Annotated in this window: 20 protein-coding genes; 7 read left to right on the top strand and 13 right to left on the bottom strand. The window is 71.9% G+C overall.

Features of this window, described 5'->3' with window-relative positions; translation table 11 throughout:
- Positions 1 to 9: 9 nt before the first annotated feature.
- The 3 genes from ACGFYV_RS06180 to ACGFYV_RS06170 form a co-directional block, all read right to left on the bottom strand.
- Complete coding sequence (locus ACGFYV_RS06180; protein ID WP_393877166.1) at positions 10 to 903, bottom strand: ABC transporter permease; 894 nt, start codon at positions 901 to 903, stop codon at positions 10 to 12.
- Between the two features lie 3 nt (positions 904 to 906).
- Positions 907 to 2,103: an ABC transporter substrate-binding protein gene (locus tag ACGFYV_RS06175; RefSeq protein WP_393877165.1), complete on the bottom strand. Its 1,197-nt coding sequence runs from the start codon at positions 2,101 to 2,103 to the stop codon at positions 907 to 909.
- A gap of 67 nt (positions 2,104 to 2,170) precedes the next feature.
- On the bottom strand, positions 2,171 to 3,202 hold the full coding sequence (locus tag ACGFYV_RS06170; RefSeq protein ID WP_393877164.1) for an ABC transporter ATP-binding protein: 1,032 nt from the start codon (positions 3,200 to 3,202) through the stop codon (positions 2,171 to 2,173).
- 200 nt (positions 3,203 to 3,402) lie between these two features.
- Between ACGFYV_RS06170 and ACGFYV_RS06165 the strand changes: the two genes are divergently transcribed.
- The 3 genes from ACGFYV_RS06165 to ACGFYV_RS06155 all read left to right on the top strand — a co-directional run bounded on the left by ACGFYV_RS06165 (position 3,403) and on the right by ACGFYV_RS06155 (position 6,079).
- Positions 3,403 to 4,143: a FadR/GntR family transcriptional regulator gene (locus tag ACGFYV_RS06165; RefSeq protein WP_393877282.1), complete on the top strand. Its 741-nt coding sequence runs from the start codon at positions 3,403 to 3,405 to the stop codon at positions 4,141 to 4,143.
- Positions 4,144 to 4,180: 37 nt separating this feature from the next.
- Positions 4,181 to 5,017: a cache domain-containing protein gene (locus ACGFYV_RS06160; protein ID WP_393877281.1), complete on the top strand. Its 837-nt coding sequence runs from the start codon at positions 4,181 to 4,183 to the stop codon at positions 5,015 to 5,017.
- A 321-nt stretch (positions 5,018 to 5,338) separates the two neighbouring features.
- A complete protein-coding gene (locus ACGFYV_RS06155; protein ID WP_393877163.1) occupies positions 5,339 to 6,079 on the top strand; it encodes a beta-glucanase in 741 nt (246 codons plus the stop codon).
- An 8-nt stretch (positions 6,080 to 6,087) separates the two neighbouring features.
- On the opposite strand, the gene ACGFYV_RS06150 is transcribed toward ACGFYV_RS06155, so the two are convergent.
- From ACGFYV_RS06150 to ACGFYV_RS06140, 3 genes are all read right to left on the bottom strand, one after another.
- The gene (locus ACGFYV_RS06150) at positions 6,088 to 6,768 is read right to left on the bottom strand and encodes a DUF6215 domain-containing protein (protein ID WP_393877162.1); all 681 of its coding nucleotides are present in this window, start codon (positions 6,766 to 6,768) and stop codon (positions 6,088 to 6,090) included.
- A gap of 108 nt (positions 6,769 to 6,876) precedes the next feature.
- Positions 6,877 to 8,355, bottom strand: coding sequence for a glutamate--cysteine ligase (locus tag ACGFYV_RS06145; protein ID WP_393877161.1), 1,479 nt, complete (start codon positions 8,353 to 8,355; stop codon positions 6,877 to 6,879).
- Positions 8,356 to 8,554: 199 nt separating this feature from the next.
- Positions 8,555 to 10,618 (bottom strand): SpoIIE family protein phosphatase, encoded by a 2,064-nt coding sequence (locus tag ACGFYV_RS06140; RefSeq protein WP_393877160.1) that lies wholly within the window; start codon positions 10,616 to 10,618, stop codon positions 8,555 to 8,557.
- Between the two features lie 501 nt (positions 10,619 to 11,119).
- Here ACGFYV_RS06140 and ACGFYV_RS06135 point away from each other — a divergent pair.
- Positions 11,120 to 13,582 carry a SpoIIE family protein phosphatase gene (locus ACGFYV_RS06135; RefSeq protein ID WP_393877159.1) on the top strand — a complete coding sequence of 821 codons (2,463 nt, stop codon included), beginning with the start codon at positions 11,120 to 11,122 and terminating at the stop codon, positions 13,580 to 13,582.
- Positions 13,583 to 13,657: 75 nt separating this feature from the next.
- Here ACGFYV_RS06135 and ACGFYV_RS06130 read toward each other — a convergent pair whose 3' ends face one another.
- Positions 13,658 to 14,446 carry a ribonuclease BN gene (locus tag ACGFYV_RS06130; protein ID WP_393877280.1) on the bottom strand — a complete coding sequence of 263 codons (789 nt, stop codon included), beginning with the start codon at positions 14,444 to 14,446 and terminating at the stop codon, positions 13,658 to 13,660.
- Positions 14,447 to 15,206: 760 nt separating this feature from the next.
- Between ACGFYV_RS06130 and ACGFYV_RS06125 the strand changes: the two genes are divergently transcribed.
- Positions 15,207 to 18,011, top strand: coding sequence for a SpoIIE family protein phosphatase (locus ACGFYV_RS06125; RefSeq protein ID WP_393877158.1), 2,805 nt, complete (start codon positions 15,207 to 15,209; stop codon positions 18,009 to 18,011).
- Positions 18,012 to 18,116: 105 nt separating this feature from the next.
- Here ACGFYV_RS06125 and ACGFYV_RS06120 read toward each other — a convergent pair whose 3' ends face one another.
- On the bottom strand, positions 18,117 to 18,584 hold the full coding sequence (locus tag ACGFYV_RS06120; protein ID WP_393877157.1) for a hypothetical protein: 468 nt from the start codon (positions 18,582 to 18,584) through the stop codon (positions 18,117 to 18,119).
- A gap of 27 nt (positions 18,585 to 18,611) precedes the next feature.
- Positions 18,612 to 19,421, bottom strand: a complete 810-nt coding sequence (locus ACGFYV_RS06115; protein ID WP_393877156.1) for an MFS transporter — start codon at positions 19,419 to 19,421, stop codon at positions 18,612 to 18,614.
- A 507-nt stretch (positions 19,422 to 19,928) separates the two neighbouring features.
- On the opposite strand from ACGFYV_RS06115, the gene ACGFYV_RS06110 reads away from it, so the two are divergent.
- Positions 19,929 to 20,462 (top strand): ArsR/SmtB family transcription factor, encoded by a 534-nt coding sequence (locus ACGFYV_RS06110; RefSeq protein WP_393877155.1) that lies wholly within the window; start codon positions 19,929 to 19,931, stop codon positions 20,460 to 20,462.
- 133 nt (positions 20,463 to 20,595) lie between these two features.
- Here ACGFYV_RS06110 and ACGFYV_RS06105 read toward each other — a convergent pair whose 3' ends face one another.
- Positions 20,596 to 21,150: a DoxX family protein gene (locus ACGFYV_RS06105; protein ID WP_393877154.1), complete on the bottom strand. Its 555-nt coding sequence runs from the start codon at positions 21,148 to 21,150 to the stop codon at positions 20,596 to 20,598.
- Between the two features lie 220 nt (positions 21,151 to 21,370).
- On the opposite strand from ACGFYV_RS06105, the gene ACGFYV_RS06100 reads away from it, so the two are divergent.
- Positions 21,371 to 22,285 carry a hypothetical protein gene (locus ACGFYV_RS06100; protein WP_393877153.1) on the top strand — a complete coding sequence of 305 codons (915 nt, stop codon included), beginning with the start codon at positions 21,371 to 21,373 and terminating at the stop codon, positions 22,283 to 22,285.
- A 40-nt stretch (positions 22,286 to 22,325) separates the two neighbouring features.
- On the opposite strand, the gene ACGFYV_RS06095 is transcribed toward ACGFYV_RS06100, so the two are convergent.
- The 3 genes from ACGFYV_RS06095 to ACGFYV_RS06085 all read right to left on the bottom strand — a co-directional run bounded on the left by ACGFYV_RS06095 (position 22,326) and on the right by ACGFYV_RS06085 (position 23,867).
- Complete coding sequence (locus ACGFYV_RS06095; RefSeq protein ID WP_393877152.1) at positions 22,326 to 22,766, bottom strand: protein kilB; 441 nt, start codon at positions 22,764 to 22,766, stop codon at positions 22,326 to 22,328.
- A gap of 130 nt (positions 22,767 to 22,896) precedes the next feature.
- Positions 22,897 to 23,172 carry a hypothetical protein gene (locus ACGFYV_RS06090; protein ID WP_393877151.1) on the bottom strand — a complete coding sequence of 92 codons (276 nt, stop codon included), beginning with the start codon at positions 23,170 to 23,172 and terminating at the stop codon, positions 22,897 to 22,899.
- A complete protein-coding gene (locus ACGFYV_RS06085; protein ID WP_393877150.1) occupies positions 23,169 to 23,867 on the bottom strand; it encodes a hypothetical protein in 699 nt (232 codons plus the stop codon). Before ACGFYV_RS06085 ends, ACGFYV_RS06090 begins: the two co-directional genes overlap by 4 nt.
- Positions 23,868 to 23,912: the final 45 nt, after the last annotated feature.

The raw sequence follows: 23,912 nt of genomic DNA, 5'->3' as shown, positions 1-23,912 counted from the left end.
GCTCTCCTCCTACAGGCTGCTCAGGGCGCCCGTGCGCCGGATCGCCAGCAGATACAGGACGATCACGACCACGGGGACGGTGCCGAGCGCGGCCGCCATGGGCAGGTTGAGTTCGATGTTCGCGTACACGAGGTTGCCGATGAGCTGGGTCTTGCCGCCGACGATCTGCACGGTGATGTAGTCGCCGAGGCTGAGCGAGAAGGTGAAGACGGAACCGGCGGCGACGGACGGCAGCACCAGGGGCAGCACCACCGAGCGGAACGTCCGCCCCGCCCGCGCGCCGAGGTCCGCGGACGCGTCGAGCAGGTTGTCCGGGAGCTGTTCGAGGGCCGTGTGGATCGGCAGGATCATGTACGGCAGCCACAGGTACGTCAGGGTGAGCACGGTGGCCGGCAGTCCGAAGCCGGGACCGCTCACACCGAACGGCGCGAGCATCCAGTCGGCCAGGCCCCCCTCGGAGAGGATGAGCCGCCAGGCGTACACCTTGACCAGGTAACTCGCCCACAGCGGCGTCAGGATCGCCACGACGAGCAGCGGACGCCACCGTGGCCGGGCCACGCGCGCGGTGTAGAAGGCGACCGGGAAGGCGATCAGGGCGCACAGCACGGTCACCGCGAGCGCCACGCCGACGCTGCGGAGCACCACCTGACGGAACACGGGCGTCGTGAGCAGCTCGTGGAAGTTGTCCGTCGACCAGACCTTCACCACCTGGGAGGTGAAGGAGTCCGTCGTCCAGAACGCGGAGACGAACAGCACCGCCAGCGAGCCGAGGTAGAGGACCGTCAGCCACAGCAGCGGAGCCGTGAGCAGCAGGGTCAGCCGCAGCCGGGGCCTGCGGTGCAGGGCTCCGGCGAGCCGCCGGACGGTTCCCCGTCCGGCGGCGGCCGTCACGTCGGTCGTCACGCCTCAGCCCTTGATCTCGGTCCAGGCCTGCACCCACTTGGCGTACGGCACGCACTGGACGTCCTTGCGGCCGTCGAGGCACTGCTCGATGGGCGTGTTCCAGAACGCGATGTTCTTCCAGTAGCCCTCGTCCGCCGCGTGGTACGTCGTGCAGAAGTTCTTGTCACTGGTCTCGGCGCAGGCCTTCGAGTTGGCGGGAGCCTCCCCGAAGTACTCGGCGACCTGGGCGTTGACCTTGGGGGAGACGATCCAGTCGAGCCACTTGTAGGCGCAGTTGGGGTGCTTGGCCTTGGCGGAGACCATCCAGGTGTCCGACCAGCCGGTCGAACCCTCCTTCGGCACGAACGCCTTCACCTTGGCGCCCTCGGAGGCGGCGAGGTTCGCGATGACCTGCCAGGTGGTGCCGACGACCGAGTCGCCGCTCTTGAAGGCCGACACCTCCTTGAGGTAGTCGCCCCAGTACTCGCCGATGTCCGCGTTCTGCTTCTTCAGCAGCGCGACGGCCGCGTCGAACTGCTTCTGGTCCAGCGCGTACGGGTCCTTGATCTTCAACTCGGGCTTGGTCGCCTTGAGATACAGGGCCGCGTCCGCGATGTAGATGGGGGAGTCGTACGCGGTGACGTGTCCCTTGTACTTCGAGGCGTCGTCGAAGACCGCCGACCAGGAGGTGGGCGCGGGACTCACCTTCTGGGTGTTGTACATCAGCAGGTTGGCGCCCCGGCCGTGCGGGATGCCGTACATCTGTCCCTTCACGGAGTTCCAGGCGCCGTTCTTCAACCCGCTGTAGATGTCCTTGTAGTTGGGGACGAGAGCGGTGTTGACGGGGGCCGCGTCACCCGAGGCGATCAGGCGCAGGGAGGCGTCGCCGGAGGCGGACACGGCGTCGTACTCGCCGGTCTTCATCAGCTTGACCATCTCGTCCGAGCTGGCGGCCACCTTGGAGTGGACCTGGCAGCCCGTCTGCTTCTGGAAGTCGCTGACCCAGTCGACCTTGGGGTCGTTGGAGCCGTCTTCGACATAGCCGGCCCAGGCGATCAGGTTGACCTGCCCCTCGGTCTTGGCGAGCTTCGTCGGGGCCTTGAGGTCGGGCGGGTTGAGGCCGGAGGCGGAGGAGCCACCGGAGCCGGACGAGCCGCAGGCGGCGGCGAGCAGCAGCACGGCACCACAGGCCGTGGCCCGCAGGGTTCGGGTGAGACGCACGACGTTCTCCAGGTGTGAGGGAGCCTTGCGTGGAACGGGAGTCGCGGGGATCGCGAGGGCAGGGAAATCAGGAGGGGAGCTGGACGGCGTGGCGGCGGTGCCACTGGAGGCGGACCCGGGTGCCGCGGAAGGCGGCGACGTCCTCGGAGGAGGTCTCCAGGTTCTGCTGGAGCGCGGTCAGGCGCCCGCCGCCGTCGACGTCGACCAGGAAGCGGGTGGCGTCGCCGAGGTAGACCGCCTCGGCCACGGTGCCCGTGACGGTGGCGTGCTCGGGCTCGTCCGCCTCGGCGGACTCCTTCAGCACCCGGATCTTCTCCGGCCGGATGTTGTAGGTGCCCGGTGTGCCCAGGATCCGGTGAGCCGCCTCCCCTTCGAGCAGGTTGGACGTGCCGACGAAGTGCGCGACGAAGGGGTTCGCGGGGCGTTCGTAGATCTCGGCCGGTGTGCCGACCTGGGCGATGCGGCCCTGGTCGAAGACGGCGATGCGGTCGCTCATCGTCAGGGCCTCCTCCTGGTCGTGGGTGACGAACACGAAGGTGATGCCCACCTCCCGCTGGATCGCCTTGAGTTCGACCTGCATCTGCTCGCGCAGCTTCAGGTCGAGGGCGCCGAGCGGCTCGTCGAGGAGCAGCACCCGGGGACGGCCGACGAGGGCACGGGCGAGCGCGACGCGCTGGCGCTGCCCGCCGGAGAGCTGGGCGGGCCTGCGCCGGCCGTAGCCCTCCAGACGGACCTCGGCGAGGGCCTCGCGGGCGCGGGCGAGCCGCTCGTCCTTCGCCACTTTGCGCACCTTGAGCCCGTAGGCGACGTTCTGTTCGACCGTCATGTGCGGGAACAGGGCGTAGTCCTGGAACACGGTGTGCACGTCCCGTTCGAACGGGGCGAGAGCGGTGACCTCCTGGCCGGCGAGTTCGATCCGGCCCGCGGTGGGCGTCTCGAAGCCGGCGATGAGCCGCAGGACCGTGGTCTTCCCGGAACCGGACGGGCCGAGCATGGAGAAGAACTCTCCGTCCCGGACCTCCAGATCGACACCGGCCACGGCGGTCGTCTCCCCGAACGACTTCCGCACGTCCTGCAGCCGGATCGCTATCCCCTGCATGTGGGAACCTTTCTGGCGCGCTCCAACGTTGTGCGCAAACATATGAAGTCATAGTTCCAATCTCAAGGTCCCCTTGAGGTAAAGCTTGTGTCACGTTCGAGGTGGTGACCGTGCGACAGCACGAAGGCGTGAGGCAGCACGAAGCCGTCCAGCAGCATGAAGCCGTCCGGCAGCGCGAAGCCGTCAGGCAGTACGGAGCCGTGCGGCAGCCCGGAGCGGACGGCGGCGCGCGCAGAGCCGTCTTCAGCCCGGTGGAGAACCGGGCGCGCGTGGACGCGGTCGTCCGCCGCATAGGGGACGCCATAGAGCTGGGCCTCCTCGCCGAGGGCGAGCAACTGCCCGGTGAGAGCGAGCTGGCCGGGCAGCTCGGGGTCTCCACGGTGACCTTGCGCGAGGCGCTGATGGCCCTGCGCCAGCGGGGACTCGTCATCACCCGCAGGGGCCGCGGCGGCGGCAGCTTCGTCTCGCTGCCCGACCTGCCCGCCGACGACCGGCTGAGGGAGAGGCTGCGCGACTGGAGCACCGAGGAACTGCGCGACCTCGGTGACCACTGGGCCGCCCTGTCCGGCGCCGCCGCCCGCCTCGCCGGCCAGCGGACCGAGCCCGACGACCTGCACCAACTGCGCCGTACGGCAGAGGAGTTGGTGCTCGCGCAGGAGGCTGCCGCGCGCAGCCGTCTGTACGGCCGCTTCCACGTCGAACTCGCCGCCGCCGCCCAGTCCGCCCGGCTCACCCGGGAACAGGTCGCGCTGCAGAGCGAGGTGGGCGTACTGCTCTGCCTGGTCCTCGGGCGCGATGAATATCGTGAAGAAGTCGCGGACCGTCTCCGCGTCGTGATCTCCTCCGTGCAGGATGGGGCCCACGAAACGGCCGGCACGCTGGCCGAGCGGTGCGTCAGGGAGACGACGGCGCGGCTCGTCGCCGTCCGTCTCAGCCTCTGACCGCGCCGTGTCCGGTTCCCGTCCGCTGGAGGACATCATGGGCTGGAGCCCCGGCCAGGCCGCCTCGGCGACCGCGACGCTCGACACCGACACCGACGCCGTCACTGGCAATGGCACCGGCACCGACACCAGCGCTGGAAGTGGCACGGAGGCCTGGGTGGCCGCGCAGGTCGGCTGCGCCCTGGAGACCGTCTTCGAGGCCGTCGCCGCCACGCGCGCCGACGCGACGGCACAGCTGGCCCGGGTCACCTCCGAGGGCCGGCGCCCGACCAGCGCGGACCTCGCCGCCCTCCGCCCCGGACTGCACCTGCGCCTGACCCGCCACGAACTCGTCTCCGGCGTGGGCTTCGTGGTGTCCCCCGGCCTGCTCGCCGACGTTCCCGCGTGGCTGGAGTGGTGGCAGTCGGGCGCCGACGGTGACGTACGGCCCCTGCTCGTCGACCTCGACCCCGGCCGGTCCGCGTACTCGGACTACACGCACTGGGACTGGTTCGCCCTGCCCCGCGACACCGGCCGACGGGCCGTGGCCGGACCGTACGTCGACTACCTCTGCTCCGACGAGTACAGCCTCACGCTGTCCGCACCGGTCCAGTCGGAGGGCCGGTTCGCCGGGGTGGCGGCGGCCGACGTCTATCTGCGGCACTTCGAGGCGGCCGTCCTGCCCCTGCTGCGCCGGCTCGACCGGCCCGCGTACCTGGTCAACGCCCGCGGCCGGGTCGCCGCCTCCGCCGATCCCGGCCACCTCGCCGGTTCGCTGACCAAGGGCCCCGACTTCGGTGAGCTGCTCGCCACGGCGACGCCCGGCGAACACGACGGTCTGCGCCTGGTGCCCTGCCACGGCGTCCCGCTCGTCCTCGTCGTGACCGCGCCCTGACCGACGGGGAGCGGCGGACCTGCCCCGGCCTGACCCCTCCCGTGCGTTCGCTTCACCCGGACGAGTCATTCCGGCGGCCGTGTACGGACGGGCGCGCATGTCCGGGCGTGAGCCGGTCAGACATCCGGCATGCGCGAACCGACACCGGACGGCCCGATCCCGTCACCGCCGGACGACCCCCGCCCGGCACCGCCGGACAGCCCCCGCCCTTCACCACGGGACGACCTCCGCCCGGCACCACAGGGCCCCCGCCCGGCACCACACGGCCCCCGCCCGGCACCACACGGCCCCCGCCCGGCACCGCCGGACGGCGCTGTCCCCGTGGCACCGGACGCCCGGCTCCTCACCCCTCACACCCCCGCCGCGTACGACGTCGTGTTCACGGCGGACTTCGCGTCGGAGCGGCAGTGGGTGGCCGGCCGCTCCTGGGCGTATCCCGGCGGCGGCCCGGTGAACCCGGGCGACGACAAGCTGGACTTCCTCGTGCCCGATGCCGCGTACAGCCGCTCCGGTGTCTTCCGGGCCACCCGCCGGGCCGACGGCCTGTGGAACACCGGCCTGCTGACCACCGAGGGCAGCGAGGAGGGGTTCCTGCTCCGGTCGGGAGACGTGCTGGAGGCCCGCGTACGCCTGCCCCGCGAGACCGGTGCCTGGCCGGCCGTCTGGACCTGGCGGGACGGCGACCAGGAGATCGACGTCTTCGAGTACCACCCCGACCACCCCGACCTGCTGGAATTCAGCAACCATGTGCGCGCCAGTGGCAGTTACGTCCGCGACCGGGGCGTGCGCCCCGGCGCCGAGATCGGCCTGCGCACCGAGTTCGGTGCCCGGTCCGTCGTCTGGTGGGTGGACGGCCGGCGCGTCTTCGCGGACCACCGGGGCGTGGGGCGCGGCTGGCACGCGTACCTCATCGTCAACCTGTCGGTGTGCGCCGGGCGTTACCACCCGGCGCCCGATCCCGAGACCACCGAGATGTCGTACGAGGTGTCCGAACTCGTCGTACGGCGCCCGGTGTACGGCGCGGGAGCACCGCCCGGGGGCCCGGCCGCCGGGAGCCGCTGACGACGGGCTCAGTTCCTCCAGCCCGGGACCGTGGGCAGGACGCGCTCGGCGATGCGGTACAAGGCCGCCTCGTCGGGCGTGACGTCGTCGTTGCGCCAGATGGCGATCTCGAACGTGCGGCCGCCGTCCTTCCTGTCCGTGGCGACCAGCAGATGGTGGGCGATGCCACCGGTGCCGGAATTGACCTTGTCGTCGCCGAGTTTGAGGTCGAAGGCGATGGTGTGGTCCGAGTAGAGGACGGCCGGGTGGCCGAGGACCGTCCTCGACTGTGCCGACCTGCCGAGGAGCCCGGCCATGTCGGACACCGGAAGATCGTCGTCCGACGCCGAGAGCTTCACCGAGTACGTCTTCGTGTCGACCTCCGCCTGCGGCGTGGAGGACTTGTGGCCGTCGGCGGCCTCGAACGAACTCTCCGAGCCGTAGGCGGTCTCGGCCTGTTCCCGCGGTGCGCCGAGGAGTACCGGCAGGTCCGGCCGGTTCAGCGCCGTGCACAGCCGGTCCGCCGACACGGGCACGGACGACTGCTCGCCATGACTGGGCGAGCACGCGGCAGGCCCCCTGTCCCCGCTGCTCCCGGGGATCTCGCCCAGGGCCCACAATCCCCCCAGCCCGCCCGCGACCACCACCAGCGCGGCGACCGCCTGGAGCCCCGGTCTGCGGCCCTGCTCCGACGCGGCATCGACGCCCATGTCCCCCACCTCTGCTGACCCCTCGATCACATGTTCCCCCGAACGGAGGCGGGAGGAGCGTAACCGGTGATCGTTCCGCCCGGCACCCCTGATTCGCGGGCGTGCCGGTCAGTCGACGGGCCACGTGTGGGCAGGGGCGTTGAGGTGCATGTAGTCGATGTACAACTCCGTCATCCGGCGCAGTGCCTCGTGGCGTCCGGCATGCGTGGTGGCCTCGATGCGGTGGAGCATCTCCTTCTGCCACACGGCCCCGTTGCGGGCGTTGACGCAACGCTGCTCGATGATGCCGAGGAGCGGCTCCCGCCAGGCGTCGTCCATCCCCGACTGCTCAAGACCGCGGTGCGCCAGCGGCAGCAGCCGGCGCAGGACCAGTTCCGGCACCGGCACCTCGCCCATCCCCGGCCAGTACAGGAGCGCCTCGATGCCGTGGCGGGCCGCCATGTGCAGGTTCTCCTCGGCGGCGGCGAACGACATCCGCGACCACACCGGCCGGTCCTCCTCCACCAGGGCGCGCGTGAGGCCGTAGTAGAAGGCGCCGTTGGCGAGGGTGTCCGCGACGGTCGGGCCCGCGGGCAGCACCCGGTTCTCCACGCGCACGTGCGGTCGGTCGCGGGAGACCGCGTACACCGGCCGGTTCCAGCGGTAGATCGTGCCGTTGTGCAGGGTGAGTTCGGCGAGTTCGGGGGTGTCCCCGCTTGCCAGCGTCTGCTGCGGATCCTGTTCGTCGCACAGCGGGAGCAGGGCCGGGAAGTAGCGCAGGTTCTCCTCGAACAGGTCGAAGACGCTGTTGATCCACCGCTCCCCGAACCACACCCGGGGCCGTACCCCCTGGACCTTGATCTCCTCGGGGCGGGTGTCGGTCGCCTGCTCGAACAGCGGGATGCGGGTCTCGTGCCACAGCTCTTTGCCGAACAGGAAAGGGGAGTTGGCGGCCAGCGCCACCTGGACGCCGGCGATGGACTGCGCCGCGTTCCAGTACTCGGCGAAGCTCTCCGGCGACACCTGGAGATGGAACTGGGTGCTCGTGCACGCCGCTTCCGGGGTGATCGTGTCCGCGTACGTGCGCAGCCGGTCGACGCCGTCCATCTCGATGCGCAGGTCCTCGCCGCGGGCCGCGAAGATCTGGTCGTTGAGCAGCCGGTAGCGCGGGTTCTCGGAGAGCGAGTCCTCGCCGATGTCCTCCTGCCGCAGCGTGGGCAGGATGCCGACCATCACCAGTTGCGTGCCGACCGACCGGGCGCGTTCCTCCGCGTGGTTCAGCGCGGCGCGGATCTCCGCCTCCCAGTCGTCCGGGCCGCCCGCGGTCAGGCGCCGGGGCGGCACGTTGATCTCCAGGTTGAACCGGCCCAGTTCGGTGGACCAGGCGGGGTCCGCGATCGCCTCCAGCACATCGCTGTTGCGCATCGCGGGCTCCGCGTCGGTGCCGACGAGGTTCAGCTCGATCTCCAGCCCCACCTGGGGCCGTTCGGCCTCGAACCGTGAGTCGCGCAGCATCTGCGCGAACGCTTCGAGGCACGCGTGCATCTTGATCCGGTACCGGCGGCGGTCCTCGCGGGTGAAGACGAGCGCCGGGACGTCACGTCCCATCGGCCCTCCTGGATCCCCTCCTCGGACACCTCTCCACCCAGCGTCGCACCGCCGGACGATCCCCACCACGCCGGGCGGCCGGAGCCCGGCACCCGCTGCGGAGCCTGCCGCCCGCTGCGGTGCCAGGCACCCGTGGCGGTGCCCGGCACCCGTCGTGGTCCCCGGCACCCATGGCGGTGCGCGGACCGGAACCCCGGGACTAGAGGGCCCGTGCGACGAGCAGCGCGACGTCGTCGTGGTCGTCGGGATGGCGCAGCCCGTGCAGCAGGAGGTCGCAGGTCTCCTCCAGCGGGTGGCCGGGTTCGTCCAGGAAGCCGAGAAGGGCCTGGAGCCGGTCGTCGATGGCCTGGTGGCGGGTCTCCACGAGGCCGTCGGTGTAGAGGACCAGCAGATCGCCGGGGGAGAGTTCCGCCGTGCCGGTCTCGAACGCGACACCGCCCACACCGAGCGGCGCCGCGGTCGGCAGGTCGAGGAACGTGGGCGCCCGGCCGGGGCGCGCGAGGGCGGGCGGCATGTGTCCCGCGTTGGCGATGGTGCACTGGCCGGTGGCGGGGTCGTACACCGCGTACAGGCAGGTGACGATGTAGTGCTCCAGATCGCAGGTGATCTTGTCCAGGTGCCGCAGCACCGCTTCCGGAGGCAGGTCCAGGTCCGCGTAGGCGCAGGTCGCGGTGCGCAGCCTGCCCATCGTGGCCGCGGCGTCGATCCCGTTGCCCATGACGTCGCCCACCACCAGGGCGGTCTTGTCACCGGTCAGCGGGATGACGTCGTACCAGTCGCCGCCGACCTCGCTGGTGCTCTGGGCCGGCTGGTACCGGGAGGCCAGTTCCAGGCCGGTGTGCCGCGAGGAGTGGTCGGGCAGCAGGCTGCGCTGCAGGGTCAGCGCGGTGTTGCGCACGCTCTGGAACCAGCGGGCGTTGTCGATGGCGATCGCCGCGCGCCCGGCCAGCTCACTGGCCAGGACGATGTCGTCGTCGTCGAACGGCAGCGGGTTGCGGGTCCGTTCGAGGTCCAGGGCGCCGAGCACCTCGCCGTGGGCGATCAGCGGCACCGCGAGGTACGAGTGCACGCCCGCCCGCTCCAGCAGCGTGACGGCCTCGGCGCTGCGGGCGATGCGCGGCAGGTCGTGCGCCCCGACGTCGCGTACGAGGACGGGGCGCGCGGTGTGCACGCACAGGGTGACGAGGCGGTCGCCGTCGTACGCGGCGAGGTCCCCGGGCGGGTCGGCGGCGCGCAGCGCCACCGTCGGGTGGGACGCCCTGAGGGCGAGGGCGCGGAACAGCTCGGGGCCGTTGTCGGGGCGGCGTTCGCGCCGGCAGGACAACGCCGCGTCGAGGACGTCCACGGCCACGACGTCCGCGAGTACCGGCGTGGCGATCTCGGCCAGCTCGTGGGCGGTCTGCTCCACCTCCAGCGTGGTGCCGATGCGGGTGGAGGCGTCGGCGACGAGGGCCAGATGCCGCCGGGCCCGGTCGGCCTCGCCCGCCGCGCGGTGCCGCTCGGTGACGTCGACGACCGACACGGCGGCGCCCAGCACCCTCCCACCCGGGTCCTCCAGCCGGTAGAACGACAGCGACCAGGCGTGCTCGTTGTCCGGGTCGACCGGTGGATTGCCCACGTGGTACTGGTCCAGCAGCGGCGTCCCGGTGGCCAGCACCTGCCGCACCGCCGACTCCACGGTGGTCACGTCCAGGAACGGCAGGGTCTCGCGGAGCCGACGGCCGATGTGGTCCTCGGCCGGGATGCCGTCGATCCGCTCCAGCGCCGGGTTGACCAGGAGATAGCGCAGATCGGGATCCATGAGGGCGAGGCCGATGGGCGACTGGTTGATCAGCTGCTCGCCCAGCGCGAGATCGGTCTCGATGCGCTGCAGCAGGGTGTGGTCGGCGGCGATGCCCGGCGCGTACATGTCACCGAGATCGTCCAGCAGCCGCATGGTCCGGAACTCGGTCAGGCGGCTGGAGCCGTCCTTGTGCCGCACCGGGAACGCGCCCGCCCAGCCCCTGCCGGTCTCCAGCACGTCCGCGAACAGGCTCACCACGGACTTCACATGGTCGGGATGGACCAACAGCCGGGCCGCGTACGTGCCGAGGGCCTCCTCGGCGGTGTAGCCGAAGAGTTCCTCGGCCTGAGGGCTCCAGAAGACGATGCGCCCCTTGGTGTCCAGGGCCACCGCGGCCACGCTGAGCGTGTCCAGCAGGCCGGTCGGCCGGGAGCGTTCGGGGATGGGCTCACCGTCGGCCCGGTAGGCGTCCAGAGCCATCCAGGAACCACCTCCACGGGCCGGTCCGCCTCCCGATCCGGCCGCTGCCGGCACGGATGCTCGTCCGAGCGGGCGTACGTACTCCCTCCATGCTGCCCCCGCGGCGGCGTCCCGCCCACTTCACAGCCGGGCCGGGCGGCCTCTGGGCGGCTTCCGGGAACGCCCTCGGCAACGCCTTCGGGAATGCCTCCGGGATCACGGTCGCCGGCTCGGACGGACTTGGGTCGGACTCCGGAAGGGCTTCGGAACGGCTGCGGAAGGGCAAGCGACGGACTCCGGGAGGAAGGCTGCCGAAGGGCTATGGGGTCTCCGGACGGGCGCCGGGCGGGCCGACGCCCGTGCTCCGTCCTCCGGCCCCGGACGCCCTCCGTCCTCCGGCCCCGGACGTCCTCCGCCCCCGGGCTCCGGACGCGCTGCGGCCGGTCGGTCCCGTGGTGTGCGGCCCGGCCCGTGCGCATCGGGCGGTGAAGCAGGACGATAGTGGTGTTGAGGAAGGAACAGATGGATTCTGCGCGAAACGGCTCCGGTGTGACTCCACCCGCGGGGCCGCGGTGGAACTTCGACGCGTCCAGCGACGCCGCAGCACTGATCACCGCGCGGGGCGCGGTGGCCGGGTGGGCACCGGCTGCCGAGGAACTGTTCGGCTACGCCGCCGAGGACGTCCTGGGCCGTCCCGTCGCGCACCTGCTGGCCCAGCCCGAGGACCCGGCGCGCGCGGCCGGCATCGCCGAGCGGTGCCGCGACGGCCCGGGGTGGAGCGGCCGCGTCGGCGTACGTCACCGTGACGGGAGCCGTATCGACGTCGACCTGCGCGTCTCGGGATTCTTCCGCGTCGGCGGGGAGGAGTGCTTCCTGGTCTCGGCGCACGAACAGCGCCGGCGGTGGACCGCGGACGAGTCCGTCGTGGAGGGCTTCCTGGCCCGCGCCCCGGTCGGCATGGCCGTGATGGACCGCGACCTGCGCTACGTGTGGCTGAACGACACCCTGGAGCGCTTCGGCGGCGTCCCCCGCGAGCAGCGGTTCGGACACCGGATGAGCGAGCTGCTGCCCGGGCTGCAGACCGAGGCGCTGGAAGGCCGCATGCGCAAGGTGCTGGCCACCGGGGAGCCGGTCATCGACTACGAGTACGTCGGCTGGAGCTGGGCCGACCCGCACCGCCAGCACGCCTACTCCACGTCCTTCTTCCCCCTGATGGACGCCACCGGCGCCGTCACCGGGGTCTGCTACATGGTCTCGGACGTCACCGAGCGGTGGAACGCCCGCCAGCTCCTGACCCTGGTGAACGAGGCCGGCACCAGCATCGGCACGACACTCGACGTGCGGCGGACCGCCCAGGAACTCGCCGACTTCGCCGTCCCCCGCTTCGCCGACTTCGTCATCGTCGACCTCCTCGAACCCGTACTCAGCGCCGACGGCCACGGAGCCTGGCTGGGCGACGCGGGCCCGGCCCCCGCCCGGCCGTCGATGCGCCGCACCGCGATGCGCTCGGTCCGTGAGGGCTGCCCCGAGGCGGTGGCCCAGATCGGCGACGTGGTGCACTTCGTGCCCCCGCCCAACGACGGCAACCTGCTCCTGAACGGGGACCCGATCCTCATACCGGTCCTGGACCCCTCCGACACCGACTGGGTCACCGCGCAGCCCGTTCGGGCGGACCGCGTCCGGGACTACGGACTGCACTCCCTCATCTCGGTGCCGATGCGGGCCCGCGACACCGTCCTGGGCCTCACCACCTTCGTGCGCTCGCTCAACCCGATCTCCTTCCGCCCCGACGACGTCCTGCTCGCCCGGGAACTGGTGGCACGCGCGGCCGTGTGCCTCGACAACGCCCGCCGCTACACCCGGGAGCACACCGCGGCGGTCACCCTCCAGCGCAGCCTGCTTCCGCACGCCCTGTCGGGCGGCACGGCACTGGAGGTCGCCTCCTCCTACCAGCCGGCCGACCCGTCCGGCGGGGTCGGCGGCGACTGGTTCGACGTCATCCCCCTCTCCGGCGCCCGCGTGGGTCTCGTCGTCGGCGACGTGGTGGGCCACGGGATAACCGCCGCCGCGAGCATGGGCCGTCTGCGCACCGCGGTGCAGACCCTCGCCGACATGGAGATGCCCCCGGACGAACTGCTCGCCCACCTCGACGACCTGGTGCTACGGCTCAGCGACGAGCAGAACGACCGGGACCCGACCGCCCGGGGCGGCTCGACCTTCACCGGCGCGACCTGCCTGTACGCCGTCTACGACCCCGTCAGCCGGCGGTGCACCCTGGCCCGGGCGGGCCATCCGCCACCCGTCGTGGTCGCACCGGACGGCCACGCGCACTTCCCGGAGATCCCCGCCGGACCACCCCTCGGACTCGGCGGCATGGGGTTCGAGGCCACCGAGATCGAACTGGCCGAGAACAGCCTGTTCGGGCTGTACACCGACGGCCTCATCGAGGGGTGCGACCACGACGTGGACGAGGGCATGGCCCAGCTCGGCCGGGCCCTGGCCGACACCCGGGCCGACCTCACCACCCTGTGCACGTCCGCCGTCGAGCAGCTCGTGCCCACGCCCCAGGACGACGACATCGCCTTCCTGCTGGCCCGCACCCACGTCCTCGGGGCCGACCACGTCGTCTCCTGGGACGTGCGCGCCGACCCGGCCGCCGTGGGCCTGATGCGGGCCGCGGCGACCCGCCAGGTCGAGGAATGGGGACTGGGCGAGCTGGCCATGACGACGGAACTCATCGTCAGCGAGCTGGTCACCAACGCGATCCGCTACGCCTGCCCGCCCATCCGGCTGCGGCTTCTCCGCGACGCCCGCCTGACCTGCGAGGTCGCCGACTGCAGCAGCACCGCCCCACGCCTGAGGCACGCCCGCAGCACCGACGAGGGCGGCCGTGGACTGTTCCTGGTCGCTCAGCTCGCCCACCGTTGGGGCGCCCGGTACACGGCCCAGGGGAAGATCATCTGGGCGGAGCAGGAACTTCCCTGAACCCTCGCAGGTCCCATCCCCGAGTACTCTCAGGTAGCTTCCCCGAGCCCCCTCAAGTCCCTTCCGCGAGCCCTCTCAGGCCTCCTCGTCGTGCGACGGCGTCCAGTGGTGCTCGCAGAACCAGCGGCCGAGCAGCGCACCCCCGTAGACGACGAACCCGACGCCGATCAGCCACGACTCCACCACCAGCACGGTCCCGACCGCGCCGTAGCTCAGCGCGTTGGTCACGATCAGCGGAGTGAAGACGAGGATGGAGAAAGCCCGCAGCCCGATCAGGCCGAGCGTCGTGGCGACGGCTCCCGGCAGCAGGTCGCGCCAGCGGACCTGGCCCCCCAGCAGGAAGCGCTGGCCCCACCAGAAGAACAGCATCGCGGTCACCGTGGACACCACGATCCGCCCGGGCCCGTGCATCGCCGTCTTCGTCAGCACCTCCTGGTAGAGGTACGCCATCAGCACCACCAGCCAGGTCGCCTGCCGCCACACCCGGTGCCAGGGCCCGGCGGCCAGGTTCCAGATCCGCTCGTATCCGTTCTGCACGCTGCCCCCGAACGACACCCCGAACACGGCGAGCATGAGCACACTCCACGCGCTGGTGGTGCCCACGACCTCGCGCGGGGGACTGAAGACGTCGGTGAGAACGTGCGCGGACTGCCCGGACAAGCCCATGCCGTCCGCCAGCCACGACGCGAAACCTCCCCGCACCAGCGGATCGAACGCCGCGACCACGATCAGCAGAGGGGCGAGGGTCACCAGGGCCAGCGTGGCGAACCCCATCGCCCGGTGCAGCAGCTCCAGCTGACGGCCGCGCCGCAGCAGGGCGTCCACAGCGATCCACTCCCAGGCGCGGTGGAGGCCGCGCCGCAACTGCCTCACGGTCCCTCCCCTGCTCGACTGCTCGCCGCAGGACTCAACGGGTCTCCTGTCACGATGATCGGCCCAAGCGACCCCGCACGCCCAGCCGGAGAGGCAGAAAGCGGGTGGGGCGGGGCTGGAGGTGGGCGGCAGAACGGGGGAGACGGTGCGGGCGGCGCGGGGGACGGCGAGGTAGGGAGCGGGGGAGACGGTGTGGACGGCGGGCAGGAGGCGGGTGCCAGCGGAGAACAGGGCGGGTGGCGGCGGGGGACGGCGAGGTAGGGAGCGGGGGAGACGGTGTGGACGGCGGGCAGGAGGCAGGTGCCAGCGGAGAACAGGGCGGGTGGCGGCGCGGCCGGCGCTGGAGATGGCGAGGGTAACGGTGCTGGGGAAGGTGAGAGAAACGGCACGGGAGACGGCGACGGAGACGGCGAGGAGAGAGGCGACCGCGGAATCCGCCGCCAGCGCCCGCGCCCCGGCCTCGCCGAGTGCCGGAATCGCCATGCCGTCCTGCCCACCGGGAGCCCTCCGCCATCCGAACGGCCGCGCCTCGCGCCTCGCGCGCAAGAAGCCCGAACTCTCCTCGCAGGCGTGGAAGGTGACTGCCGTGAGACGCACGGCCGCCCGGAGTCTCGGCACAGCCTCGCCTGCCCCGCCGCACCGCCGACCCATCTCCACCCCGTCTCCATCCCGTCCCTGCCCCGGCGGTGGCCTTCACGGACGCCGGTACCAGCACTCGCCGTCCACGCAGCCCTAGTGCTAGAAAAGAGGCATGAGCGCACGTTCCCGCCGATATAGGGCGAGAGCGACGCCGTCGCCCGGTGCCACGGGGGCATCCCGTCCGTCCCGTGGCCCAGGGTTCTGGCCTTCACCCGGACGCCGCCTCTCGCCCTCGCTGAGCGTTCGCACACTTGCCGCGCAGGTGTTCCTGCTGCAGGCACTCATCGTGCTGATACTCGTCGCGGTGGCGGCCACGGCCCTGATCGTGCAGGGCCGACGCGACACCGAGGAGAACGCGAAGTACCGGTCCCTGGCCGCGGCGGCGGGGTTCGCGAACGCGCCGGGCACGGCACTCGCCCTGCAGTCCCGCGATCCGGCGGCTCTGTTGCAGGAGAGGTCCCTGAAGGCGCAGAGGGGATCCGGGGTCGACTTCCTCAACGTGCTCAGCAAGCAGGGGATCCGGCTCACCGCCACCACCCCCAGCCTGATCGGCACACAGGCGCCGGGTGTCGCCCGCGCTGCCGCCGGGGAGACGTTCATCGAGACGTTCCGCGGCCGGCCGCGGGACTCCGTGCGCGCCGTGGTTCCGGTGCGGGACGACCACGGGAACGTGGTCGGCATGATCAGCGCCGGCATCGGGTACGACACGTTGGGCCACATGATCGACGACCAGGTGCCGCAGCTGCTGGGCGCGGCCGCGGTGGCCCTCGCCCTCGCCACGGCCGGCACCGCACTGGTCAGCCGGCGGCTGATGCGCCAGACCCATGGCCTCGGGCCGGTCGAGATGACCCGGATGTACGAGCACCACGACGCCGTGCTGCACGCGGTGCGCGAGGGCGTCCTGATCGTGGGCGGCGACGGGGGGCTGCTGCTCGCGAACGACGAGGCACGCCGCCTGCTGAACCTGCCCTGCCACACGGACGGGCTCTCCGTCACCGACCTGGGCCTGGGCCCCCGCCTGACGGATCTGCTCGTCTCCCAGGCATCCGCCTCCGACGAGGTCCTCCTGGTCGGCGACCGCCTCCTCGCCGTCAACACACGCCCCATCGGGCCCTGCGGCGACGACCAGGGCCTCGTCGCCACCCTCCGTGACACGACGGAGCTGAGAGCCCTCACCGGCCAGGCCGAGGTGGCACGGGACCGGCTGACCTTGCTGTACGAGGCCGGGGTCCGCATCGGCACCACGCTCGACGTACGGCGCACCGCCGAGGAACTCTCCGAGGTGGCCGTCCCGCGCCTGGCCGACTTCGTCACCGTCGAACTCCTCGAGCCGGTGCTGCGGGGCGAGGAACCCACGGGCGCCGTCCACCTGATGCGCCGTACCGCGCTGCGCGAGGCACGGGCCGGGCACCCGCTGCAGCCGGTCGGGGACCTGATCCGGTTCATGGCCGCCGACACGCCCATGTCCGCGGCCGTCCGCCAGGGCAGGGCCGTCCTCGTCCCGGACCTCGACAGCGCCCAGGACTGGCGGGTGCACGACCCCGAGGGAGCACGGCAGGCGCTGGAGTACGGCATCCACTCACTGATCACGGTGGCTCTGCGCGCACGGGGCGTGGTGTTCGGTACGGTCAACTTCTGGCGGGGCACGGGCTCGCCCCGCTTCGAGCAGGAGGACGTCTCCGTCGCCGAGGAACTGGTGGCCCGCGCGGCCGTGGCCATCGACAACGCCCGCCGGTACGCCCGCGAGCACGCCCTCGCCGTGACCCTGCAACGCAGCCTGCTGCCGGTGGGCCTGCCCGACCAGGACTCGCTGGACATCGACTCACGCTATCTGCCGGCGCAGTCCGGCGTGGGCGGCGACTGGTTCGACGTCATCCCGCTGCCGGGCTTCCGCGTGGCCCTGGTCGTCGGTGACATCGTGGGCCACGGCCTGCACGCCGCCGTGACCATGGGACGGCTGCGCACCGCCGTGCTGAACTTCTCGGCGCTGGACCTGCCCCCGGACGAACTCCTCGCCCGCCTCGACGAGATGGTGACCCGCCTGGACACCCAGACCACCGGCACCTCGGACACCGGCGACACCTACGAAGACCACGCGCCCCTCACCGGCGCCACCTGCCTCTACGCCGTGTACGACCCCGCCGGCGGTCGCTGCACCGTCGCCCGCGCGGGGCATCTCGCCCCGGCCGTGGCAGCCCCCGACGGCACGGTGACCTTCCCGGACCTCCCCCTGTCGCCGCCCCTGGGCGTGGACGGCAGCCTCTTCGAAGCCGGCGAACTGGACCTCGCGGAGGGAAGCCGGCTCGTGCTGTTCACCGACGGTCTGATCGAGCACCGGGGGCGGGACATCGACGAGGGCCTGGAACTGCTCCGCTCCACCGTCGCCCGCGCGGGCCCGACACCCGAGGACACCTGCCACGCCATCGTGGAGACCCTGCTGCCCGAACAGCCCGACGACGACGTGGCGTTGCTGGTCGCCCGGACCCGGCTGCTGGACCCGTCCCGGATCGCGGTCTGGGACGTGCCGTTCGAGGTGGCGGCCGTGTCCCGGGTTCGGGCGGAGGCGAACCGCCGCCTCGACGAATGGGGGCTCCAGGACTCGGCGTTCGCCACGGAACTGATCCTCAGCGAGCTGCTCACCAACGCCATCCGGTACGGCGCCCCACCCGTGCGGGTCAGACTCCTGCTGGGCCGCACCCTGGTCTGCGAGGTGTCGGACGGCAGCAACACCTCACCACGGCTGCGGCTCGCGGCCACCACCGACGAGGGCGGGCGCGGCCTGTTCCTCGTCTCCCAGTTCGCACAGCGATGGGGCACCCGCTACATGGCGCGCGGAAAGGTGATCTGGGCCGAACTGCCCCTGGACGAGGCCCGGGAACCCGACCCGACGGCTCTCTTCGAGGAAATGGCCTGGTGACCCCCGCCCACCGCCACCCCGCCCGGCCCCCGCCGCCCCCCTCAACCCGCCTGGCCCCGCCTCGCGCCGTCAGCGCGGCCCCGGCATACGAATGCCGACGGAGTCTCACCCTGCCTCGCCCCGCCACGCGCCGTCACGGCGGGCCCAGCGTACGGCCGGGGCCACGGCGAGTCCGGCCGCGGCGAACAGCACGCCGAGCACCGCCCAGCCGAGACTGCCGTGGGCGATCGCGGTGACCGTGACCAGGGCCGGCCCCGCCATGATCCCCGCAGAGAGCCCCGCGCCGAACACGCCCCGGTAGACGCCGTGCGCGCGAGCGTCGGCGAGTTCGTAACCGAGGGTCCAGCCCCCGGCCGCCGACAATACCTCCGCGAACACCTGCACCACCGCACCCGCGGTCAGCGACAGCACCGCCCACACCGGGGACAGGCCGGCCGACAGGGCGTACACCGCGCAGGACACACCGAGCAACGGCCCCGACCAGCCCATGGCCCGTACAGCGCTGGGTACTTGGCAGGCTCGGCGAGCGACCCGTACCTGAAGGAGCGCCACCAGCACGCAGTTGACGATCATGAGCAGGGCCGCCGTCCAGCGCGGCGCCTACGTGCGCTCCACGATCCACAACGGCAACCCGACCTCCGCCAGCGAGTACTGCACGGCCAGCACCGCGTTCAGCACGGTCACCGAGAGGAACGGCAGGTCACGCACCGCACGCCAGCGGTCGGCCGCCGGGGCGTCGGCGGCCGGCGCCGCCCGCTCGTGCACATGCGGCGTGAGCGGCAGCCGGGGCAGCAGCAGCGCCGGACCTGCGTACGACAGTGCGTTCAGCGCGATCACCGTCACATACGCGCCCCGCGTGTTCAGTTGGAGAGCGACGGCGCCGAGGGCCCCTCCCGCGCCCATCCCGACGTTCACCACCGTCCGCAGATACGCCCGCGCCTCCACCCGCGTCGCCCTCGGCAGCACATCGGCGTACAGCGCGCCCTGCACCCCACGGCTCGCCATCTGCAAGGCCGTCGCGAAGATCACGGCGACGAGGAACCCGGCGTAGGAGTGCACCAGCGGATACGTGGCCGTGGCGAGCCCCGTGCCGCCCCACAGCAGCGCACCGACCCGCCGCGCGCCCCAGCGATCCGCCGCCCGCCCGGCGGGCACTCCGGCGGCCACCCCCACCAGGCCCGCGACCGTCAGGCCGAGCCCCACCGAGGTCGCGTCCAGACCGACGATGCGCGTGAAGTACAGGACGCCGAGCGGGAAACAGAGCCCGTTGCCCAGGGAGTTGACGGCGGTCAGCACGGCGGCGAGACGCAGCACCGGATCGGCCGGCAACAGTCCGCCGGCGCGGGTCGCACGGCCCACGGCCGAACTCCCCTGCTGGTCGGGGTCCTGCGAGACTGGTGTCGAGGTCATGCCCACCAGCGAACCCTCTGTCGCCGGGCTCCGACATTGATTGAGCGTGGCGCTCAATGATGGAGTTCCGCTTCGCCGTCGGCGACCTCGCCACCACCTCCTTCGCCTGTTCCCCGCTCCAGGAGGCCGTGTTCACCCTGCGCTGCCTGCACGATCCGGCGCGCTACCCGCACCATCGTCCCTGGCTGCGCCGCTTCCGCCCCCGCCTTGAGACCCTCGACCGCGAACTGCTGACCGCCCTCGTCGCCCCCTGGCTCTGGGTGCCCGACTTCCTCACCCCCCGCCCCGGACGCCCCCGCCCCACCTTCGCCGAGGAACTCGACGTGGTCCGTCGCACCCCGCTGGACGTCGTCACCGCCGACTTCCGCGCCGCGTACCGCGGCGAGGAGGCCATCGCGCCGGTCGTCGCCCGCGGCCTGGCCGACCCGGCGGCCTTCCTCGTCCGTCTCACCGACGCTCTCGACGCCCTACTGGCATGCCTGTCTCGGCGACAGCTGGTGGCCGCGCGTGCACAGCATCCTGGAGGCCGATCTTGCCTATCAGGCGCGCGTGTTGGCGGAGCAGGGTGCCGCCGCGCTGTTCACCGGCCTCGACCCCAAGCTGGTGTGGTCCGGCGACCAGCTGCTGCTGATGCGCCGGGGCGACCCCGCCCCCTGGCCGTCGGCCGACATCCGTATCGCCGGGCGCGGCCTGGTGCTGATGCCGACGCTGTACGCGCGCGGCGCCCAGACGGTGATCGACCCGTCGCGCCCGCCGCTGCTCATCTATCCGGCCCGCGGTCGCGCCACTCTCTCCGAGGCACCCCCGCCGGTCACTGACCGCGCCCTGATACGACTCCTCGGCCGCCCGCGCGCCCGACTGCTCGGCCTCCTCGCCGAGCCGGCCTCCACCACCGAACTCGCCCACCGCCTCGACGTCACGCCCGGCGCGGTCAGCCAGCACCTGGCCGTCCTCTACGACGCGGGTCTGCTCACCCGCACCCGCAGCGGCCGCACGGTCCGCTACCGGCGTACGGCACTGGGCGACGAACTGTGCCGTTAGCTGTCGGGGGCGAGGGCGAGGGCGAGGGCGAGGGCGAGGGCGAGGGCGGCGTGGGGGCGCGGGGGGCGGGGGGCGGGGGGCGAGGTCGGGGCATCCGGGTACGGCGGCGTCCCACCCGTCCTCACAGGCTCCCTCACAGACTCAGTGCGATCGCCGCGCCGATTCCCCCGAGGCCCAGGGCGAGTGCCCCTTCCGTCCAACCGCCCTTGCCCCACGAGAAGAACCTGTCGAGGGACAGTCTTCCGGGGCCGAGCGCGGCGACCGCGAGGGCCGCGACAGTGATGCAGATGTTGTACTCCATGCCTCCGTTCACGTCCCACAGACCGTGCGCGCCGGTGACCGTCGCCATGGCGTTGATCATCACGCCGATCAGAGCGGCGGCTGCGAGAGGGGTGAGCAGTCCGACGGCGAGGCCGAGTCCGCCGAGGAACTCCGAGAGGCCGCCGATCAGGGCGAACAGCTTCCCGGGACGGAAGCCGAGCGCGGCGAAGCCTTTGCCGGTTGCCGTCAGACCTGTCCCGCCGAACAGCCCGAAGAGTTTCTGGGAGCCGTGCGCGGCCATGATCAGTCCGAACGTCAGCCGCACGAGCAGCAGTGCGCAGTCGGCGGCGGAGACCTGAGCTCCCAGGCCCTGCCGTGCTGCCGGTGACGTGGAACCCTGCGGTTGATCCGTGCTGTGGTTCACCATCTGAGTGCTCCGGTGCGGGTGTGGGCCGCCCCTGCCGATACTTCCGCAACCGGACCCCGTGTGCACATCGGGAGGGGCCGGCCGAGGTGCACATCGGGAGGCGACCGAGCAAGCGCTGAGTCAGCCTCGACGACCCTGACACCACATCAGGGTCCACTCCGGGGCGAGGCGGGGACGTCACGGATAGTGCCGGGCACGGGGTGAGCGACAGGCTTATGGCATGTCGATCAACAGCGCAGATCACCGAAGTTCCGCGGATCACCGAAGCTCAGCGGATTTCCGCAGCTCCGCCGCTCACGGCCGCGCCCCCGGTCGCCGCCGTGCGCCTCTCGCCCGGCGCGCCGCACTCACCCTCGCAGGTGCTGCCGCCCTGGCAGGACTCGCGGGCACCTACACCGCGAGCTACGCGAACTCCGCTCCCGCCGCCACCCCCGCTCTCACTGCTGCCACCACCGACGGAGCGGTCAAGGGCCAGCCGCCGGCCGACTTCGGCGACTGCCCCGCGCTGCCCACCGGGGCCGATCCGGCCCGCTGGAGATGCGAAGTCCACTCCGCCTCCCCGCAGCTGACTCTCGGCAAGATCTCGGTGACCCTCGCCCCCATCACCATGACGCACGCCGAGGGCCCGCTCCCGGACGGAACGAACGGCCAGGTGTGGGGTGCGATGCACAGCACGCCGACCGCCGTTCCAGGCGGGCTGACCGGTATGACCGGCACGACTGGTATGACCGGCACGACTGGTATGACCGGCACCCCGGCGGGTGACCGTGCACGGCCCCCGGCGCTGGCGATCCTGCCGGAGTACGGCGGCCGGTCCGACTTCTTCACCGGGCAGTTCAGCCTCCGGTTCCGTCTGCTGAGCCCGCTCCTGCCCCACGACTGCGCCATCGGCGCGAGCGCCCCGGTCGACTTCCGGCTCAAGCGGTCCGGCCCTTCGGAGTGGCTCTCCGAGAACCCGCCGCTGATCAGGTTCTCGGCGTACGACGACACCTTCACCGCGCCCGCAGCCGAGAACTGCGGACCGCTGTCCGCGCTGGTCAACCGCCGGCTCGGGCTCCCGGCGGCGACCGGCAATCAGATGTCCTACGACGCGATATACACCTTCAGGACCTACGACCAGCTGCCGGCGGTCTGACAGCCGGACGTCCCGTCCCCGCGAGCGGCCGGCCCGGTGATCACGCCATGGCGCGCCCCGCCGCGTCGACCAGGTCGTCGGTCGCCACGATGGCGGCCTCACGGCGGGCGGCGAGGACCGTGAGGTCGTCCGCGTCGCGTATGTCGAACGCGGCCAGGGCGGCTTTGCGGGCCACTTCGGCGAGGGACGGTTCGAGGACGGAGACCGACACCAAGGGGGCGGTGACGGCGGAGCGGGTGACGTGGGACATGGCGCGAGCCGCGTCGACGGCCTCCTGGCTCGCGCCCTTCAGACGGAGGTCCTCGCGGTGCCACATGGCCCGACGATGGTCGCCCAGGGCAGCCACCAGTTCGCCCAGCGCGGAGCGCAGCGCTTCCGCCCTTCGTTCGGCGCGGGCGGCCCGCTCACCCCTGAACTGAAGCAGTCCGGTGAGCGCGCCGCCGAGCAGCGTGCCGGCCACGGCGATGATGGTGGACCACATCGGAAAGTCCTCCTAGGAGAGCGGGGTGATGCCGACTGGCGGGGCGTCAGCACGGCACCGGTTGAGGTGTGACACTGGTGGGAGTCTGTGATCGAGTGATCTGAGTTTCCTGGCACGGGGTTGATCCAGATCACTCTGCGTCGTCGGTGAGTCCGAAGTCCTCGGCGAACGTGTCCAAGTACTCCCGCCGCTCCGCCAACGGCTCGGCTGCCGCCAGCTGCTGGACAATCCGGGCCAGCGAGCCTCGCTGATCAGGGGTCAGCTGATCGAAGGTGCCAGCCACGAAGTCGAGCTGCTTGGCGACCGCGCGGGGTTCGCCGTCCTCGTCGATGGTGTCGTCGATGAACCGTGTGAGCTCGACGAGGAGCTTGGTCAGCGTCTGCAGAAGGGAGTCGTTGCCGCTCATCGGCCTCCTGTTTCTTGGTGCGGTCGCCGTCCGTGGTCGTCGGGGGCGTACTTCTTCCAGGTGCTGCCGGCTTCGGCGTGGACAGTGTGGTAGCCGAGTATCCCGGCGATCGCGGATGGGGGTGTGTGCAGGACGAGTTGCCGCAGGGCGGCGGACTCGTGGAGCATCTTCCACTGCGTCTTTTCCCGGAGTCCGACGTCCGGGCGCCACAGCGCGGCGATCTGGTTCTCGGCCAGGGCCTTGGTGCGGTCCGGCGGTGCCGGCCGCCGCTCGATGCCGATCGTCGGATCGCCTTCGATCCAGCCCTGGCGCTGCCACCAGCCGATCGCCTTGCGCGCGATGGACAGTTCGCGGTTGACGGTGTCGGCGTCCGTCTCGTCCGCCCGCGCTGCCGCCAGTCCGGCCGGTGCCTCGGGCATTGCCGGGTCGTCGATCTCGGCGATGGGGAAGACGGGTGGCTTCGCGCCCCGGCGGGCGGGCCCGGTCGGCGCGGGCTCGCGGTTGAGCATCCATCCCCATGTCGTCAGCGAGATCCGGTAGATCCGCGCGGAGGACTTCGCGATGCCCGCACCTGTCACATGCCGGTCGACCGCCGTGGTGTACGTCGCCGGCGGGGCAGACAGCGGCACGACCCGGGCGCGCGGCAACCACAACGCGCCTCCACCCTTGAGTTCGGTCGCCGGTTCGATCGTCATGCCCGCCCCGCCCTTCCGGAACTGCCGCAGTAAATGCGTACACCT

The sequence above is a fragment of the Streptomyces sp. NPDC048297 genome (assembly GCF_043201585.1).
Classification (GTDB): domain Bacteria; phylum Actinomycetota; class Actinomycetes; order Streptomycetales; family Streptomycetaceae; genus Streptomyces.
This window is presented reverse-complemented; position numbering and strand designations above follow the sequence as displayed.